Raw genomic sequence first — 18,459 nt, forward strand, 5'->3', positions numbered from 1 at the left:
GTGCAACACCCTTTTTTTACTATTAGAACCGGAAATCCCGTTCCCCTCCATCGATTTTCTGGAGATAGGATTCGCAGGTGGCTCTTACTTGCGGGTTGGGAATGTGGTTCAGTTCTCTTTGGATGGCTTCCATGCCTTTCTGGCGGGTTTCCGGGGAGGCGTAGTCGTCCAGGTATTCCCGGAGGGTCAGCAGGGCATTGGGCTGGCAGCAGTTGGAGATTTCTCCCGTTTTGGCCAGGCTCATGAACCGGTCCCCGGTGCGGCCGGCCCGGTAGCAGGCGGTGCAGAAGCTGGGGATGTACCCGTCGGTGAGGAGCCAGTTGATCACCTGGTCCAGGGTCCGGTTGTCATTTACTTCAAACTGGGCGGAATCTTCTTCTTCCTCTTCTGCATAGCCTCCTACGCTGGTCCGGGAAGCGCCGCTGATCTGGGAAACCCCCACTTCCAGTACAGCTTTCCGGGTGGCAGCGGATTCCCGGGTGGAAATGATGATCCCGGTGTAGGGAACGGTGATCCGCAGGATGGCCACGATCTTCTTGAACATGGCATCGGAAATGGCGTTGGGGAAGGATTGGACGGAAATGTCGTCGGCCGGACGGATCCGAGGCACGCTGATGGTGTGGGGCCCTACCCCGAACATGGCTTCCAGGTGTTCCTTGTGCATCAGCAGGCCGGCAAAGTCATACCGGTACATATTGAGGCCGAACAGCACCCCGACTCCCACGTCGTCGATGCCCCCCTCCATGGCCCGGTCCATGGCTTCCGTATGGTAGGCATAGTCATGTTTGGGACCGGTGGGATGGAGCTTTTCGTAGTTTTCTTTATGGTAGGTTTCCTGGAACAGGATGTAGGTGCCGATACCGGCTTCCTTCAGCTTCCGGTAGTTTTCCACGGTGGTGGCGGCGATGTTCACGTTCACCCGGCGGATGGCGCCGTTTTTGTGTTTGATGCTGTAGATGGTATGGATGCATTCCAGGATGTAGTCAATGGGGTTGTTCACCGGATCTTCCCCGGCTTCCAGGGCCAGCCGTTTGTGGCCCATGTCCTGGAGGGCAATGACTTCTTTCCGGATTTCGTCCTGGGTGAGCTTCTTCCGGGCAATGTGTTTGTTCTTCATGTGATAGGGGCAGTACACACAGCCGTTGACGCAGTAGTTGGACAGATACAGAGGGGCAAAGAGCACGATCCGCTGGCCGTAGATCTTGTCCTTGATTTCCCGGGCCAGGTCATAGATCCCTTCCAGGATGGAGGGGTCTTCGCAGGCCAGGAGCACGGAAGCTTCCCGGTGGGTGAGGCCTTTCAGGGTCCGGGCCTTTTCCAGCAGGCTCCGGCAGTAGTCCAGGTCTTTGCTCTGCTTATCCGCAAAGGCCAGGGTGTCCAGGATTTCCTGGTGGTTGATGAATTCATCCGCTTTCGGAGATGCAGGATTGTACGGTATGGTCATTTTTTCCTCCCCTTCGCTCCCTCTGAAATAGAAAAAAGGAGCCCGGCCTGAAAAAGGCCCAGCTCCCCCTGTGATTCGTTCCTGTACTGCCTTAGTACTCGGTTCACCTTGTACGCAGGGAGCAGATTATGGATATTGTAACGTGTGGAACAAAAAAAAGCAAGGTCATAAAACAACGATCCCAGGAGCCAGCTTACCGCTCCTGGGATCATTCTCTGTATTCAGTTGTCAAAGTTTCCAGGTCTTTCTCACTCAATTGTATTTTGGACTCACCCCAATAATCATTTCTGTTCGTACTTACACGATCCTGTATTTTGGACTCACCCCAAAAGCCAATTGGCTTACTTGAATTTCAATTCCTGATAACCGATCAACGCAGTTGCCGGGTTCAAAAGAGCAGTCCCGGTAAGGGTTGCAGTTTCGAAAGTGGCTTTGTAAATCACAAACGGTGTACCGCTTTTATCGTCTGTATATTTCGTGACCACAATATTCTTGGCATCCGGATAGTCTGCCAATATGGTTCCTTTCACATCAGCTTCCGTTTTGTTCACCGTAACGGATCCAGGATAGTTGCTCGTCTTGATGACGGCACTCTGTACCTTGCTGGTGGCCCGGTCCACAACGATTTCGTACCGCTGCAGAGTATCGGGAACCAGATACTCCAGATCAAACTTTGCATCATCCGTCTTCGCACTTGTCAGCACCGCTTCAGGCGGTACGACCTTCGCTGCAGCATCAATCGCAGCCTGTTTGCTGGCAATGGTATCTTTTACGGTTGGTGCAGCCATTGCGGGAACAACCGTACCAAAAGAGGAAGCAACAACCAATCCGGCAACGATTGCTTTCGCGATCTTTTTATCTAGGCCCATTGGAAACCCCTCCTGTCTTTCGGAACTTCCAACCTTCCCTGTCTTTGGTTGGATTTCCTTTCTTGGCTTTATCATAGCATTTTTCTAAAAATATGCAAGAAAAATCAGAAAGCGGCTGAAAAAGTTACAGTTTTTGTATAAAATGGTACGGCACAAAAAAAGAAGCTGTTGCATTTGCAACAGCTTCCTGTACATTCAATTGGTGGCCCCGGAGTGATTCGAACACTCGACCTTTTGGTTCGTAGCCAAACGCTCTATCCAGCTGAGCTACGGAGTCATTACCGAACAGTCATTATTATACGGGAAAGGGGAAAATCTGTCAAGGTGTTTTTGAAAAAACGGAAGAAAATCGGAGATATCCGGGAGGAAAGCCGGGACCCTCTAGGCATTTCCGCCCTGATATTATATAATAAGATATTAATCAATTACTGTTTTTACAGAAAGAAAGGCAAAGGTGTAACATGCTGTTTACGGATAAAGCAAGAATTTATGTGGAAGCCGGATCCGGTGGCGACGGTGCTTCCAGTTTCCGGAGAGAGAAATATGTGGCCTGCGGGGGCCCGGACGGAGGCAACGGAGGCCGGGGCGGTTCCGTGGTGCTGGTGGCGGACAAGGATCTGAATACCCTGGTGGATTTCCGCTACAAGCGGAAGTTTGTGGCCCAGCGGGGCGGCAACGGGGCGGCTAAGAACTGCACCGGGGCCAAGGCACCCAATGTGGAAGTGAAAGTGCCTCTGGGGACCGTGGTCTATGACGATGCCACCGGGGTGGCCCTGGCGGATCTGGCCCATCCGGGAGACCAGTTTGTGGCTGCCCGGGGCGGCCGGGGCGGCAAAGGGAATGCCTGCTATGTGACCAGCACCAAGCAGGGGGTCACTTTTGCGGAAAAAGGCGAACCGGGGACCAAGGGCTGGCTCCGGCTGGAACTGAAGATGCTGGCGGATGTGGGGATGGTCGGGTATCCCAGCGTGGGGAAATCCTCCATTGTGGCCCGGGTATCCGCTGCCCGTCCGGAAGTGGCGGCCTATCACTTCACCACCCTGACTCCCGTGCTGGGAGTGGTCCGGCTGGATGCGGAAACCAGCTTCGTACTGGCGGACTTGCCGGGGCTCATTGAAGGGGCGTCCCAGGGTGTGGGCCTTGGCCATGACTTCCTCCGGCATATCGAACGGACCCGGGTGATCCTCCATGTGGTGGATGTAAGCGGCTGCGAAGGCCGGGATCCGGTGGAGGATTTCAAGAAGATCAATGAAGAGCTGGTCCTCTACAGCGAAAAGCTGGCCAAACGGCCCATGCTGGTGGTGGCCAACAAAATGGACCTGCCCGATGCGGAAGAGAACTTCAAAAAGCTGGAAGCCTATGTGACGGCCCAGGGGTATCCCATTATGAAAGCCTCTGCCGCCACCGGTCAGGGGCTCCGGGAAATCATGTGGAAGGCCTATGAGATGCTCCAGAAGGCTCCGGCGGAAGAGGAAGTCATCGACATCGGCAAAGTGGAAGAAGCGGATCCGGATTCCTTTACCATCCTGCGGGATACGGAAGATGCGGATTTCGAAGTGAAAGGGAAGAACATCGAACGGCTGGTGGCCATGACCAATTTCGACAACGAGGAAGCGGTGTACCGGTTCCAGCTGATCTGGCGGAGACTGGGGATTGAAAAGGCCCTGAAGGAAAAGGGCATCCAGGAAGGCCAGTCGGTGAAAATCGGAGACATGGTCTTCGATTACGAAGAGCAGTAAGGGGAAGCGGGGCCTGAAAAGCAGGTTCTGTCTGTATGCACAAAGGGGTTGATTCCATGGATCGCGCCAAAATGGCAGAAGTCAAACGTGTGGTGGTGAAAGTCGGGACCAGTACCATTACTTATCCCAACGGCAAGATCAACTATGAAAAAATCGAGAAACTGGCCCGGATCATGACGGACCTCCAGAACCAGGGGAAAGAAATGATCCTGGTGTCTTCCGGGGCCGGAGCAGCCGGGGTGGGCCGGATGGGCCTGGACGCCAAGCCTTCCACCATTCCCGGGAAACAGGCCTGTGCCGCTGTGGGCCAGGGCATCCTGATGCATATTTACGAACGGCTTTTCGGGGAATACGGCCAGGTGGTGGCTCAGGTACTGCTGACCAAGTCGGACATGGTGAACCGGCACAGCTATGCCAATGCCCGGAATGCGCTCCAGGAGATGATTTCTTGGGGGGTGATTCCCATCATCAACGAAAACGACGTGGTGGCCATCGATGAATTCAAGATCGGGGACAACGACAACCTGTCCGCCCTGGTGGCCAGCCTGGCGGATGCGGATCTGGACATCCTGCTGTCGGACATTGACGGACTCTATACCGCCAATCCCAAGACCCATCCTGAGGCCAAACTGGTTTCTGTGGTGGAGGAAGTGACGCCGGAAATCGAAGCCACTGCCGGAGGAGCCGGATCCAAGAATGCCACCGGCGGCATGCTCACCAAGCTCCAGGCGGCCAAGAATGCCATGAGCGCCGGCATTGCCCTGATCATTGCCAACGGAGAGGATCTGGAAATCCTTCGTCGGATCATGAGAGGAGAACCAGTGGGGACTCTGTTCGTCCCTCGGGAAAACCATCTCCGGTTCCGGAACCAGTGGCTGGCTTTCGGGTCCAAGATCAGCGGAAAGATCATTGTGGATGAGGGGCTGGCCAAAGCCCTGCGTCAAAAGGGGAGCTGCAGCATCCTGCCGGTGGGCATTACCGCTGTGGAAGGCAGCTTCGACAGCGGGGACACGGTGAGTGTCCGGGATCAGGAAGGCCATGAACTGGCCCGGGGCATGACCAACTACAACGCGGAAGACCTGAATCTGATCAAAGGCTGCAAGACCAGCCAGATCGAAGAAAAGATCGGCTACAAACATTATGATGAAGTCATCCACCGGGACAACCTGGTGGTATTGTAAGAGGGGGCGGAAACCATGTATGAAGTGGGAATGGTGCGGACTCAGGGAGAAGCCGCCAAAAAGGCTTCTCTGGAACTGGGCATCCTGAATACCCGGGTAAAGAATGCGATCCTGGAAAGTATGGCGGACGGGCTCTTGGCGGAAGAAAAGGCCATCCTGGAAGCCAATGCCGTGGATATGGAAGAAGGCCGGAAATCCGGGCTCCGGGACTCTCTCCTGGACCGGCTGCTGTTGACCCATGACCGGCTGGCCCAGATGGCCAAAGGCATCCGGCAGGTGGCCGGGCTGCCGGATCCGGTGGGGCGGATCCTCAGCGGGGCCAATCTGGCCAACGGACTGACCATCACCAAGATTTCCGTGCCTCTGGGGGTGATCGGGATCATCTATGAAGCCCGGCCCAATGTGACCGCCGACGCCATTGCCCTGTGCGTGAAAAGCGGCAATGCTGTGATCCTGAAGGGGGGCAGGGAAGCCCTCCATTCCAACAAGGCCGTCAGCGATGTGCTGATTGCCTACGGGGAAAAGGCGGGACTGCCCCAGGGATCGGTTCAGTTCGTCAATGTGCCGGACCGGGCTGCGGTGGATGAACTGATCCATCTGGAAGGCCTGGTGGATGTGGTGATTCCCCGGGGCGGGGCCGGACTGATCAAAAACGTGGTCCACAATGCCTCTGTACCGGTGATCGAAACAGGTGCCGGGGTGTGCCACACCTATGTGGATGCCTATGCCAATGTGCCCATGGCGGTGGAAATCGCCATGAACGCCAAAGTGAACCGGCCTTCCACCTGTAATGCCATGGAAACACTGCTGGTCCACAAGGACATTGCGGACGCTTTCCTGCCGGCCATGCTGGAGGCTTACAAAAAGGCCCATGTGACCATCCTGGGGGATGCCCGGACCCAGGGCTACAGCGGAGACGTGCAGCCTGCCACGGACGAGGACTGGGCCACGGAATACGGTGACCTGCGGCTTTCCGTGAAGGTGGTGGACAGCCTGGAAGAGGCCGTGGCCCACATCCGCCGGTACGGCACCGGCCATTCGGAAGCCATTGTCACGGACAACTACGAAAATGCCCGGAAGTTCCAGCAGCTGGTGGATGCGGCAGCGGTGTATGTGAACGCCTCCACCCGGTTCACTGACGGGTTCGAATTCGGCTTCGGGGCGGAAATCGGCATCAGCACCCAGAAGCTCCATGCCAGAGGGCCCATGGGCCTGCCGGAACTGACCACCACCAAATATCTGGTCAACGGCAATGGCCAGGTCCGGAAATGACCGAAACGACCATGCATAGACAGTAAGAATTTCTGAGTTGTTTACAGACTGTTCATGGGAGATTCATAAATCTTTTATACAATAGCAGTATCCATAAGAGAATGAGGGAACGGATGTATGGAGAGCCATTCTCTGTACATCCGTGCTTTTTTTCCTGCAGGAGCAGGAGGATGATGGAGGGAAAACAGCGTGAACATCGTGCAGAAGCATAAAGTGCTGCTGATAGTCCTGGCAGTCCTGATTGCCGGCGGGGCCGGCGGCTACAAGTACTACCAGGTCAAAAAGACCCAGGAGGCCGTGGCGGCCACCCGGACCGATGCCGTGCAGCGGGGGGATCTGCGGAAGACCATTTCCGCCACCGGGGCCCTGAAAGCTCTGGACAACGTGGATATCAACTCCAAGATCACCGGCCGTATCGTCCAGGTCTATGTAACGGAAAACCAGCATGTGACCGCGGGCCAGGCTCTGGTGAAACTGGATGACACCTCTTTAAAGGCCACCCAGGAAATGAAGCGGGCTGCTCTGGCGGACAAACAGGCCACCTACGAACGGGACCAGGCACTGCTGGAACAGGGGGCCATTGCCCAAAGCGTATTCGATACGGCAGAAGCCAATTATCGGGTGGCCAAAGCAGAATATGAACAGGCTACGTCCAATGTGAATGATACGGTGATCAGCACTCCCATTGACGGGTATGTGATCGGTAAACCCACTCCTGTGGGGCAGACCGTATCCTCCGGTATTTCCACGCCTCAGGTACTGATGAGTGTGGCCAACCTGGACAAAATGCAGATCTACCTGATGGTGGATGAATCGGATATCGGCCAGATCAAACAGGGGCAGACAGTGGAGTTCACCGTGGACGCCTATCCCAATGAAACCTTCAAGGGAACCATCAGCCTGATCGGCCGCAGCGCCACCACCACCAACAACGTAAACTACTACACCTGCTATGTGGATGTGGAAAATTCGGAAGGGAAGCTGCTGCCCACCATGACCGCCCGGGCCAATGTGATCGTGGATGAAATCCAGGATGCCCTGACTGTTTCCAACAAGTGCCTCCATACGGAGAATGGGGAAAAGTATGTGCTGGTCTATGACAAGGCCACCAACACCAGCCGGAAGGTGCCGGTGCAGGTGCTGCTTACCGGGGAAGACCGGGTGGCGGTCCAGGGGGATCTCCAGCCTGGGGATGAACTGGTGGTGAAGACCACCAAGGCCACCGGCGGCACCAACAACAGACGGATGGGGCCTCCGATCTAAGAGACGGGAGGACAGCCATGAACGTCATTGAACTGAAAGACATTGTAAAAAGCTATCAGATGGGGGATACCATCGTCTATGCCCTGAACCATGTAACAGTGGATTTCGAACAGGGCAAATTCACTTCCATTGTGGGGCCTTCCGGCAGCGGAAAATCCACCATGATGAACATCCTGGGCTGTCTGGACCGGCCTACTTCCGGGGAATATTATCTGGAGGGAAAGAACATCGCCAACTACACTGACGATGAACTGGCCCGGACCCGGAACCGGCGGATTGGATTCGTGTTCCAGAGCTTCAACCTGCTGAACCGGCTGACGGCGGTGGAAAATGTGGCCCTGCCCCTGATTTACGCCGGGGTGAACCTGGAAGAGCGGACCAAAAGGGCGGAACAGGCCCTGACCAATGTGGGGCTGGGGTCCCGGATGTATCACAAACCCAACGAAATGTCCGGGGGCCAGCGGCAGCGGGTGGCCATTGCCCGGGCCCTCATCAACAATCCGGCCATCATCATGGCCGACGAACCCACCGGGAACCTGGACACCAAATCCACCCTGGAGATCATCGACATCTTCGAGAAGCTGAACCAGGAGGGGAAAACAGTGATCATGGTTACTCACGAACCGGAACTGGCGGCCATGACCCAGCGGATCCTGGTGATGCGGGACGGCCGGCTGACGGAAGAGAAAGAGGGAGGAGGTCAGGTGGTTGTTTAGAGAATGTGTGAAAATGGCCTTTGAAGGGATGCTGGCCAACAAGATCCGGACCTTCCTGACTATGCTGGGGATCATCATCGGGGTGGGCGCCGTCATCGCCATGGTATCTCTGGGACTGGGGATGCAGCAGAAGGTCAAGGAAAACATCACCAGCATGGGCAGCAACCTGCTGATCGTTATGAGCGGCGGCCGGACGGCCAATGGCCAGCGGATCGCCAGCGGCAGCGGGGCCAAACTGACCTACGAGGATGCCAAGGCCATCGAAAAGAACGTGGACGGCATCAAGTATGTGGCCCCGGGGGTGCAGGCCAGCTATCAGCTGGTGGCCGGGAACCAGAACTGGACCTCCCAGGTCCAGGGTGTCACACCCAACATCCTGTCCATCCGGAACTATTCCATCGATCAGGGCCGGATGTACAGCCAGCGGGATATGAACGGACGGGAACGGGTGTGCGTCATCGGGAAGACCGTGGTGGATACCCTGTTCCCGGACGGGAATGCTGTGGGGCAGATCATGCGGATCAACAAGGCTCCCTTTACGGTGATCGGGGTGCTGGCTTCCAAGGGACAGTCGGCTATGGGACAGGACCAGGATGACATTGTGTTCGTTCCCCTGACCACAGCCATGCAGCGGCTCATGGGGCTCACCTATATCCGGAACATCACCATCCAGTGTGAAAATGAAAACACAGTGTCCCAGGTCCAGTCCGATGTGGTGACGCTCCTCCGGACCCGGCACAAGATCAAGACGGGAATGGATGACGACTTTTCCGTCCGGGATCTGACGGAAATCATCAAGACCGCCCAGGAGACCACTGGGTCCATTACCCTGCTGCTGGCCATTGTGGCCGGAATCAGCCTCCTGGTGGGGGGCATCGGTATCATGAACATCATGCTGGTGTCCGTTACGGAACGGACCCGGGAAATCGGCATCCGAAAAGCCCTGGGGGCCACCTATCACGATATCCTGCTCCAGTTCCTGGTGGAATCCATGGTAATCGGGGTCACCGGGGGCACCACTGGCATGATCCTGGGGACGGTGATTTCGGTGATTGCTGCCAAGATCATTGGCTGGCCCATTGTGATTTCCATTGCAGCCACCATTATTTCTGTGGTGTTCTCCGTGGGCATCGGCCTGTTTTTCGGCCTCTATCCGGCCAAGAAGGCAGCCCTTCTGGACCCCATCGACGCCTTGCGCTATGAATGAGGCTCCAAAGCCCACCCTCCGGCAGAAATGGAGAGGGTTCCAAGAATTCCTCCGCCGTCCCAAGACCCGCTTCGACATTAAAGACCGGGGCCGGGCCCTGGTCCTGTTCCTGACAATTGTGGCAGGACTTATGTGGGTGGTGGAGAAAATAGGAGAATAAAAAAGCTTGCTGTCCGTGGATGTCTTCCACACGGGCAGCAGGCTTTTTTTGTCAGCGGCAAACGGTTAACGGTCAACGGCCGGATGATAAAATCTGCAGGCAGATTTTTTGAATAGGGAACTCGGAATCCGTAGAGGACGCACTTCGGGCGGCCAGCAAGTTTAACGGATACAAAGGCGAAAAGAGAGAGCATCTGTCTTACAGCAGATTCATGAACAGGGTGATGATCAGCGAGTTTACGATATCCGTAAAAAATCCTCCGCAGATGGGAATGATCAGATAAGCCTTTTCCGAAGGACCATAGACCTTTGTCAGGGAATCCATATTGGCCATGGCATTGGGGGTGGCCCCCATACCAAATCCGCAGTGGCCGGAGGACAGGACAGCTGCATCATAATCCCGTCCGCAGCAGGAAAAGGTGATAAAATAACAGAATGCGGCACAAATGCCTGTCTGGATCAGGAGAATCACCAGCATGGGCAGAGCCAGCCCTGCCAGCTGTTGGAGTTTCAGCCCCATCATGGCCAGGGCCAGGAAGAAATTCAGACAGATGGAACCTATGGTGCTGATTTCCGGGACGGGAATATTCTGCCCCTGGCTGTCACTGATATTGCGGATCAGGATCCCGATAATCATGGAGCCTACATAAGAGGCCATGGTCAGGTGGATCTGGTTGAAAAAGTACGTGATAAAGGTGCCTGCTCCAGAGGCCAGGAATAAAAGAGCAAGGGCCCAGGTCCCTCGTTCTGGATCCAGCGTTTGTCGAAAATGCGTGTTTTTCTCCAGTTCTGCTTTGGCTTCTTCGTTCTTGAAACCTGAAGAACTGGTTGTCAGGTGAAGAGAAACAATGCGTTTTCTGGCAACCGGATTGCCAATGAGATTTCCTGCAATCAGGCCATAGGTGGCTGCAGCAATGGCAACTGTTAAAGCATTGCTGATGCCCATGTCTTCCAGCAGAGGAGCGAAAGCAGCAGAAGTTCCATGGCCTCCTGTCAGGGGCAGAGAACCCAACGCCAATCCCAGCAGAGGCGGAAGACCGAAGAAGTGACACAGCAGGGCACCGGCCGTATTCTGGAGAACTATCAGAACAGCTACAACCGCCATAAAGACAATCAGTGTCTTACCTCCTTTTTTAACCATGGAAATGCTGGCGGAAAACCCCACACTGGTAAAAAAGAGATTCATGAAAACACTTTGAAGACTGGTGTCCAGAGTCAGATTCAGCAGGTTGAGTTCAAAAAGGGAAAACTGGAGAAGTGCAAAAACAATTCCTCCGATTACCGGACTGGGAATACAGTATGTCTGGAAAAATGCAATTCTCTTTTTCAGGACGGATCCCAGATAGAATACGATAACGGCCAAAGCCATGGTATGATAAAGATTCAGGGATATAGTCATGGTAATACCTCCTTTTCAAGAGATGGAAGGACAGTGTCTTTTTGCTGCCGTCATTCTTTTATCCATTTTCAGGGGATGGGCGGCCAAGGACCAGGAACGGTCTGGATGCTTTTTCAGCTGCTTCCAGTACATGCCGGGCCAGTATGGCTGTAGTGACGGAACCGACGCCGCCGGGAACCGGGGTGATGGCGTCCACAATAGGGGATACGTTGGAAAAATCCACATCGCCGCAGATTCCCCCGTTTTCTGCAGGGTTGATGCCCACATCGATGAGGGTCTGTCCTGGACGGACCATGGAGGCGGTAACCAGGTTCCGGCAGCCGGCGGCGGAAACGATGATGTCAGCGGACCGGCAGTACTTCCCCACATCTTTTGTCCGGATGTGGCAGATGGTGACGGTGGCTTCCCGTTTCAGAAATTCCATGGCAACAGGCCGGCCGATGACCAGGCTGGATCCGATTACCACCACATCCCTGCCTTTGACAGGGATATCGTAATGATCCAGGATTTCCATACAGGCAGCGGCGGTGCAGGGGGAATATCCGGTGGGAGCTCCGGTAAAAAGCCCGGCCAGAGATGCATCCGTGATTCCGTCCACGTCTTTTTCAGGGGCAAGAGAAGCCCGGATCAGAGCATCATCAAAAGCCGGTGGGAAAGGACGAAAAATCAGGCATCCGTGAATGGACATATCCTGATTGACCTGGCGGATCAGACGGAGCAGATCCTGCTGTCGGCAGTTTTCCGGAAGGATCTGGGGACGGCAGGTGATGCCGATGCTGCTGCAGCGTTTCTGGATGCTGGTCTGATACCGTACATCACTGAGCCGGTTTCCAATCCGGATCAGGGCCAGGACCGGTTCCACACCTTTTTCTTTCAGCAGGGAAGCCTGGTTCTGCAGAGAGGGCAGCAGGGCTGCGCTTACGGTTTTACCAATCAGTAATCTGGACATTGGATATTCCTCCTTGGCCTGACAGGAAATAAAAAAGCCTGACGGCAGCTGCAGTGCAGTTGGTCAGGCCTTCTAAACAGAGGGTAATGAAGGAGATTCAGTACCCTGTCTATAAGGGGTTTGAAATTTGTTATACTATACCACAGCAAACAGGAATCCTGCAAGTGGTATTTTCTGAAAAATCGATTTTCCAAAATATTCTTGACAGAATAGCCGGACCATGCTATGATTCACCTAAATCGTCGAGTATATGGGTTGCAGGATAACCTTCTGGAACCGACATATGGGAGGCTGACAAAAGAGTTTTCTTTTTGTCGGCTTTTTTTGTACCTGAAAAGAGGGCAGAGCTATGAGAGAATGTATCTATCCGGAAGATTCGGTCTTTGTGACCGGGGTGGCCAAAGTTACCCGGGAAGACGCCATCAATGCCATGTATGGTACGTTCAGCCTGAGCCTGATCATCGATGGACACACCGGGATGATCCTCAATGCCAGTGCCAATATGGTGATGCAGGATACGGTGGAGTTCCTGAAAGACATCCTGATAGGGCGCAATCTGCTGACAGATGGGGAAGCCGTTACGTTGATCTTAAAGAAACGGTTCCTGGCACTGTCACAAAAAGCCGTTATTACCGCTTTCAAGGATGCCCAGAATCATTTTCTGCTGGTGTACCCACAGGCGAAATAAGCACTCTTCTGCAGATTCTTTTTTAATGGGACTGGGATGACCTCTCAGTACTGTCTTGGGGAAGAACAGGCAGCTGTTGGATTTCAGCTGTATTGTTCTTCTTTTTTCTTGTGTTCTCAACCTCTCATGCTGGAAAGGAGTCCTGAAATGAAACCTGTAAAACAAGATGCTGTAAAACTGCTGGATATTTTCGATCCTGAAATGGCCAGTCTGCTGCATAGAGAAGAAAAAAGGCAGTTCGAAACCATTGGCCTGATCGCCTCTGAGAATGTGGCATCTCCGTTGTCCACCTGCCTGGAAGGATCCGTATTCACCAACAAAAATACGGAAGGGTATCCGGGAAAACGGTTCGTGGGAGGCTGTGAACTGGCGGATCAGGCGGAACTGCTGGCCTTGGAAAGAGTCAAAAAAGTCTTTGGGGCAGAACATGCCAATATCCAGTCTGGCAATGCGACGATTGCCAATTGCGCCGTACTGACCGGTCTTCTGGAAAGAGGAGATACTTTTTTAGGATTGACTCTGGATAATGGAGGCCATTTAAGCCATGGAGCCAAATTCCATTACAGTGGGCGGGAGTTCAATGCCCTTCACTATGGTGTCAACCGGGAAACAGAACGGATCGATATGGATCAGGTTCGCCAGATGGCGTTGGAACATCATCCCAAACTGATTGTTACCGGGGCTTCTTCTTATCCCCGTATGATTGACTATGCAGGATTCCGGTCCATCTGTGACGAAGTGGGGGCCTATTTCTGGGTTGACTGTGCTCACGATATCGGGCTCATTGCAGGCGGTGCCATTCCCAGTCCCGTACCCTATGCGGATGTGGTGACATTCTCTACCCAGAAAACGCTCCGGGGGCCCCGGGGCTGTGGAGTGATCCTGTGCAAAGAGGCTCTGGGGAAGAAAATCGACAGAGGGGTCTTTCCCCGTATCCAGGGCGGGCCCAAAGGGGATATGCTGGCCGCCAGAGGCGTGCTGTTTTTGGAACTGATGCAGCCGGAATTCCGGACCTATGCCCATCAGGTGGTGAAAAATGCCAAGGCACTGGCCAAAGGCTGTGCGGATGAAGGGATGCGGCTGATTACCGGCGGGACGGATACCCACATGGTTATGCTGGATGTGACGCCGGTCATTGCCAATGGACAGCTGGCGGAGACACTGCTGGCCAGCGTGGGAATCATCACCAACAAGAACATGATCCCCTATGATACGCTGCCTCCCAGTCTTGGCAGTGGGCTGCGCATCGGTTCTCCCACCATGACCACCCGGGGTGCAAAGGAAGAGGAGATGTATGAAATCGGCCGGCTGCTGGGAAAGGTGTTGAAGAACAAAGACAATGAAGAGTTGCTGGAACAGGTAAAGCAGGAAGTCCGTCAGCTGGCCGTCAGCCATCCCATGTTTTCCAGTGAATGGATGCCGGAAAAAATCAGGGCCCAGTTCGATGCCATGTACTGTCACGAAACCTTTGAATAAGGATCAGGTCAGGATGCATAAACGGCCGATGACCGCTGACAAAAAGAAGGTGCTGCCTGTATGCGTTTTTGCACAGGCAGCACCTCTTTTTACTTCACCACAATATACAACACGGCCACCCCTTCCGGCAGGACCAGCTCACAGGTCCCTTCCGGGGGAAGAACATAGAGAGTGTCCGGTTCTAGGGGCTTCCCGTCCAGAGTGGCGCCTTTCAGCTGGGCTTCCGTCCAGAAGGGAACGTAGACGAAACGCCGGGGAGCGGGCTGGAGCGGCTTGTTCCCAGTGATCTTTTCGCAGTGGGCCGTCAGGCCTTTCCGGGTCATCACGTTGAAATCCACCGCTTTTCCCATGGAGTGGGTATGCCAGGCTCCGTCAAAAGAAGCCTGTTCCAGGGGCCCCAGGGTCACCTGCCGGTTCCCGTCTTCCGGGAAGGTGAGGGTAAAACCACCCTTCAGGGGCAGGATGATCCGGTCGTAATCAGGGAGCAGGGTAAAATCCGAGGCTTCCAGATCCACCGTGGCGGAACTGATCCGGACGGCGAAATCCCGTCGGGCATAGGCGCTGCCAGGGGGATCGATGTAAAATTCCGTGGTGGTGCCTCCGGACCAGCGGGTGGTCACCGCCTGGGCCCGGGACAGTTTCAGGATGTCCATAGTATCACCTCATTGCAAGAGTCTTTTCCAGTTTCATCCTAGGGAAAGAACGTCCAGAAAGTGTCAAAAAATAAAAATATCGGAAAAAATTGATTTCAGACGTTTTTTAGGCGAAGAATTCATACTATAATAGCAAACAGGGGCATAAAGATGCCTTTCAGCTGTTACCAAACTATAACTGTCTGATGGAGGTGCCATTATGGCGAAAAAATTGGTTGAATTTGTTCCGAATTTCAGTGAAGGCCGGGATAAGGAAAAGGTTGAAAAGATCGTTGACGAAGCCCGCAAGATCAAAGGGCTGAAGATCCTGGATTACTCCAGCGATGCTGACCACAACCGTTCTGTCGTCACCATCATCGGTTCTCCTGAAGCGGTTACGGAAGCAGCCATCAACATGGCCAAAGTTGCCATCCAGCTGATCGATATGCGGACCCACCATGGGGCTCATCCCCGGTTCGGTGCCGTGGACGTGGTTCCCTTCACTCCGGTGATGGGCGTGACCATGGACGAATGCGTGGCCATTGCCAATGCTGTGGGCAAGGCTTATGGGGAAATGGGCATCCCTGTGTATCTGTATGAAGATGCCTGCACCAAGGAAGCCCGCCGGAACCTGGCTGCAGTACGGAAAGGCCAGTACGAAGGCTTCTTTGAAAAGATCAAGGATCCGGAATGGAAACCGGATTACGGCCCTGCCGTCATGAACGAAAAATCCGGCTGTTCCGCTGTAGGCGCCCGGGTGCCTCTGGTGGCCTTCAACGTGAACCTGGACTGCAGCGACAAAGCGGTAGCCGATGCCATTGCCCGGAAAGTCCGGAACATCGGCGGCGGTCTCCACTATGTAAAGGCCATGGGCGTGAAACTGGAAGAACGGAACCAGGTACAGGTTTCCATGAACTTGGTGAACTACGAAAAATCCGCTGTGTACCAGGCTTTTGAAATGATCAAGATGGAAGCCCGCCGGTACGGCGTCAATGTGGTGGGCAGCGAAGTCATCGGGACCGTTCCCATGAAGGCCCTGCTGATGGCTGCAGAATATTATCTGCAGATTGAAAACTTCAACCTGGACGAAATCCTGGAAAAACGGCTGCTGGAACTGGAAGAGTAACAAGTCGGTCCACAAGGAGGAAATTCGATGCTGAGCGATATCGAGATTGCGCAAAAGAATGTGATGGAACCCATCAGCAAGATTGCTGACAAAGTGGGGATCCTGCCGGAAGAACTGGAACAGTACGGTCATTACAAAGGAAAAATTTCTCTGGATGTGCTGAAACGTCTGGAAAACAAACCCAACGGGAAACTGGTGCTGGTCACTGCCATTACCCCTACCCCTGCCGGGGAAGGAAAATCCACCACCAGCATCGGCCTGGCCCAGGCTCTGAACCGGGTGGGCAAAAAGGCTGTGGTGGCCCTTCGTGAACCGTCCCTGGGACCTGTGTTCGGGATCAAGGGCGGGGCTGCCGGCGGCGGTTATGCCCAGGTGGTTCCCATGGATGACATCAACCTCCATTTCACCGGAGACATGCATGCCATTACTGCAGCCAACAACCTGCTGTCCGCTATGATCGACAACCACATCCATCACGGCAACGAACTGCGGCTGGATGCCCGTCAGATCACCTGGCGCCGGGTCATGGACATGAACGACCGTGCCCTGCGGAACGTGGTGGTGGGCCTGGGGGGCAAAGTCTGCGGGTTCCCCCGTCAGGATGCCTTCACCATTACCGTGGCTTCTGAAATCATGGCCATCCTGTGCCTGGCCAAAGACCTGGAAGACCTGAAAGCCCGGTTCGGCCGGATCGTCATCGGCTGCGACCTGGACGGGAATCCGGTCCATGTACACCAGCTGGGCTGCGAAGGGGCCATGGCCATGCTCATGAAGGATGCCATCAAACCGAACCTGGTCCAGACCCTGGAACACACTCCGGCCATTATCCACGGGGGGCCTTTTGCCAACATCGCCCACGGGTGCAACTCCCTCCTGGCCACCAAGATGGCCCTGAAACTGGGCGACATTGCCATTACGGAAGCCGGCTTCGGTGCTGACCTGGGTGCTGAAAAATTCATGGACATCAAATGCCATTACGGCAACATCTATCCGGATGCAGTGGTGCTGGTTGCCACCATCCGTGCCCTGAAGATGCACGGGGGCGTCGCCAAGGCTGATCTGAGCCAGGAAAATGTCCAGGCTGTCAGCGACGGGTTCTCCAACCTGGCCAAACAGGTGGAAAACATGCGGACCTTCGGGCTGCCGGTCCTGGTGGCCATCAACAAGTTCGCCACGGATACTCCGGCGGAAATCGACATGCTGCTCCAGAAATGCGCCAGCTACGGAGTGGAAGTCAGCCTGAACGAATGCTGGGAAAAAGGCGGCGAAGGCGGCATCGACATGGCCAACAAACTGGTGGCCATGCTGGAAGAACAGGCTCCGGAAAAAGTGGAACTGTACGATGTGAACGATACCATCCCCAACAAGCTGAAGGCCATTGTGACCAAGATCTATGGCGGTGACGGAGTGACCTTTACCCCCAATGCCAAGAAACAGATCAAACAGCTGGAAGACTGGGGACTGGACAAACTGCCGGTGTGCGTGGCCAAGACCCAGTATTCCCTCAGTGACAATCCGGCTCTCCTGGGCGCTCCCAAAGGGTTCAAGATCAATGTCCAGGATGTGCGGGTATCCAACGGGGCAGGGTTCATTGTCTGCCAGACCAGCAACATCATGGTAATGCCCGGCCTGCCCAAGAAACCGGCGGCCCTGAAGATGGACATCGACAACAACGGCAAGATCTACGGCCTGTTCTGAGCAGGGAGGAAAGGATCCTATGGAATTACGCAAACTGACAGTGGAAGGATTCATCAATGAAACGGCCTCGTCTTCTCCGGCTCCCGGAGGGGGCAGCATTGCAGCCCTGAACGCTTCTTCTTCCGCCGCCCTGATCGCGATGGTGGCCAACCTGACCCTGGGCAAGGAAAAGTATGCGGCTGTGGAAGGGGACATGAAGGATGTGGCGGCCAAAGCCACGGCCCTGAAAGATGATTTCCTGGCCCTCATTGATGAGGACAGCAACGCTTTCAATAAAATCATGGCAGCCTTCAAGCTGCCGAAGGATACGGACGAAGCCAAGAAAGCCCGGAGCGCGGCCATCCAGGAAGCCACCAAGGGCGCAGCCCTGGTGCCCTTCAAGGTGGGCCAGAAAGCCAACGAGCTGTTTGCTCTGGCAGAAACCGTGATCACCAAAGGCAACCAGAACGCCATCACCGATGGGGCAGTGGCGGCCATGAATGCACGGGCTGCCGTACGGGGAGCCTTCCTGAACGTAAAGATCAACCTGGGCAGCATCAAGGATGCTCTGTTCGTGGAAGATCTGAAAAAGAGAATGGCTGAAATCGAAGCCGATGTGGATGCCAGAGAACAGGCACTGCTGGGCAAGGTGAAGCTGTAAG

Annotated in this window: 17 protein-coding genes and 1 tRNA gene; 12 read left to right on the plus strand and 6 right to left on the minus strand. The window is 54.7% G+C overall.

Features of this window, described 5'->3' with window-relative positions:
* Positions 1 to 22: 22 nt before the first annotated feature.
* The 3 genes from hydG to FX155_RS01735 all read right to left on the minus strand — a co-directional run bounded on the left by hydG (position 23) and on the right by FX155_RS01735 (position 2,590).
* Complete coding sequence (hydG, locus tag FX155_RS01725; RefSeq protein WP_154487595.1) at positions 23 to 1,444, minus strand: [FeFe] hydrogenase H-cluster radical SAM maturase HydG; 1,422 nt, start codon at positions 1,442 to 1,444, stop codon at positions 23 to 25.
* A 341-nt stretch (positions 1,445 to 1,785) separates the two neighbouring features.
* The gene (locus tag FX155_RS01730) at positions 1,786 to 2,313 is read right to left on the minus strand and encodes a hypothetical protein (protein ID WP_154487597.1); all 528 of its coding nucleotides are present in this window, start codon (positions 2,311 to 2,313) and stop codon (positions 1,786 to 1,788) included.
* Positions 2,314 to 2,513: 200 nt separating this feature from the next.
* Positions 2,514 to 2,590, minus strand: a tRNA-Arg gene (locus tag FX155_RS01735).
* A gap of 184 nt (positions 2,591 to 2,774) precedes the next feature.
* Here FX155_RS01735 and obgE point away from each other — a divergent pair.
* The 7 genes from obgE (at position 2,775) to FX155_RS01770 (ending at position 9,851) form a co-directional block, all read left to right on the plus strand.
* The gene (obgE, locus tag FX155_RS01740) at positions 2,775 to 4,052 is read left to right on the plus strand and encodes a GTPase ObgE (RefSeq protein WP_022486765.1); all 1,278 of its coding nucleotides are present in this window, start codon (positions 2,775 to 2,777) and stop codon (positions 4,050 to 4,052) included.
* Positions 4,053 to 4,108: 56 nt separating this feature from the next.
* A complete protein-coding gene (proB, locus tag FX155_RS01745; RefSeq protein ID WP_154487599.1) occupies positions 4,109 to 5,233 on the plus strand; it encodes a glutamate 5-kinase in 1,125 nt (374 codons plus the stop codon).
* Between the two features lie 15 nt (positions 5,234 to 5,248).
* Positions 5,249 to 6,505, plus strand: coding sequence for a glutamate-5-semialdehyde dehydrogenase (locus tag FX155_RS01750; protein WP_154487601.1), 1,257 nt, complete (start codon positions 5,249 to 5,251; stop codon positions 6,503 to 6,505).
* A 189-nt stretch (positions 6,506 to 6,694) separates the two neighbouring features.
* On the plus strand, positions 6,695 to 7,768 hold the full coding sequence (locus FX155_RS01755) for an efflux RND transporter periplasmic adaptor subunit (protein WP_302573729.1): 1,074 nt from the start codon (positions 6,695 to 6,697) through the stop codon (positions 7,766 to 7,768).
* Positions 7,769 to 7,785: 17 nt separating this feature from the next.
* Positions 7,786 to 8,484 (plus strand): ABC transporter ATP-binding protein, encoded by a 699-nt coding sequence (locus FX155_RS01760; protein ID WP_154487603.1) that lies wholly within the window; start codon positions 7,786 to 7,788, stop codon positions 8,482 to 8,484.
* Positions 8,477 to 9,691 carry an ABC transporter permease gene (locus FX155_RS01765; RefSeq protein WP_154487605.1) on the plus strand — a complete coding sequence of 405 codons (1,215 nt, stop codon included), beginning with the start codon at positions 8,477 to 8,479 and terminating at the stop codon, positions 9,689 to 9,691. Before FX155_RS01760 ends, FX155_RS01765 begins: the two co-directional genes overlap by 8 nt.
* A complete protein-coding gene (locus FX155_RS01770) occupies positions 9,684 to 9,851 on the plus strand; it encodes a hypothetical protein (protein WP_154487607.1) in 168 nt (55 codons plus the stop codon). The genes FX155_RS01765 and FX155_RS01770 overlap by 8 nt, the downstream gene beginning before the upstream one ends.
* A 198-nt stretch (positions 9,852 to 10,049) precedes the next feature.
* Here the strand turns inward: FX155_RS01770 and gltS are convergent, their stop codons facing one another.
* Both gltS and FX155_RS01780 read right to left on the minus strand, forming a co-directional pair.
* Positions 10,050 to 11,249 (minus strand): sodium/glutamate symporter, encoded by a 1,200-nt coding sequence (gltS, locus tag FX155_RS01775; RefSeq protein WP_022486772.1) that lies wholly within the window; start codon positions 11,247 to 11,249, stop codon positions 10,050 to 10,052.
* A gap of 58 nt (positions 11,250 to 11,307) precedes the next feature.
* The gene (locus FX155_RS01780; protein ID WP_022486773.1) at positions 11,308 to 12,198 is read right to left on the minus strand and encodes a bifunctional 5,10-methylenetetrahydrofolate dehydrogenase/5,10-methenyltetrahydrofolate cyclohydrolase; all 891 of its coding nucleotides are present in this window, start codon (positions 12,196 to 12,198) and stop codon (positions 11,308 to 11,310) included.
* Between the two features lie 349 nt (positions 12,199 to 12,547).
* Here FX155_RS01780 and FX155_RS01785 point away from each other — a divergent pair, with 349 nt between their 5' ends.
* Together FX155_RS01785 and glyA are read left to right on the plus strand one after the other, a co-directional pair.
* Positions 12,548 to 12,886, plus strand: coding sequence for a DUF3870 domain-containing protein (locus tag FX155_RS01785; protein WP_106787911.1), 339 nt, complete (start codon positions 12,548 to 12,550; stop codon positions 12,884 to 12,886).
* Positions 12,887 to 13,033: 147 nt separating this feature from the next.
* Entirely contained in the window at positions 13,034 to 14,362 is a 1,329-nt protein-coding gene (glyA, locus tag FX155_RS01790) for a serine hydroxymethyltransferase (RefSeq protein ID WP_022486775.1), read from the plus strand.
* A gap of 89 nt (positions 14,363 to 14,451) precedes the next feature.
* On the opposite strand, the gene FX155_RS01795 is transcribed toward glyA, so the two are convergent.
* Positions 14,452 to 15,015 carry a HutD family protein gene (locus FX155_RS01795; protein ID WP_022486776.1) on the minus strand — a complete coding sequence of 188 codons (564 nt, stop codon included), beginning with the start codon at positions 15,013 to 15,015 and terminating at the stop codon, positions 14,452 to 14,454.
* A 199-nt stretch (positions 15,016 to 15,214) separates the two neighbouring features.
* On the opposite strand from FX155_RS01795, the gene ftcD reads away from it, so the two are divergent.
* The 3 genes from ftcD to FX155_RS01810 are packed head-to-tail and all read left to right on the plus strand — an operon-like array spanning position 15,215 to position 18,458.
* Complete coding sequence (gene ftcD / locus FX155_RS01800) at positions 15,215 to 16,120, plus strand: glutamate formimidoyltransferase (protein WP_022486777.1); 906 nt, start codon at positions 15,215 to 15,217, stop codon at positions 16,118 to 16,120.
* A gap of 27 nt (positions 16,121 to 16,147) precedes the next feature.
* Positions 16,148 to 17,818 carry a formate--tetrahydrofolate ligase gene (locus FX155_RS01805; protein ID WP_106787907.1) on the plus strand — a complete coding sequence of 557 codons (1,671 nt, stop codon included), beginning with the start codon at positions 16,148 to 16,150 and terminating at the stop codon, positions 17,816 to 17,818.
* Between the two features lie 19 nt (positions 17,819 to 17,837).
* Entirely contained in the window at positions 17,838 to 18,458 is a 621-nt protein-coding gene (locus FX155_RS01810; protein WP_022486779.1) for a cyclodeaminase/cyclohydrolase family protein, read from the plus strand.
* The last annotated feature ends 1 nt before the right edge of the window (position 18,459 follow it).

Origin of the sequence: Acidaminococcus fermentans, from assembly GCF_009696675.1 — a bacterium.
Taxonomy (GTDB): domain Bacteria; phylum Bacillota; class Negativicutes; order Acidaminococcales; family Acidaminococcaceae; genus Acidaminococcus.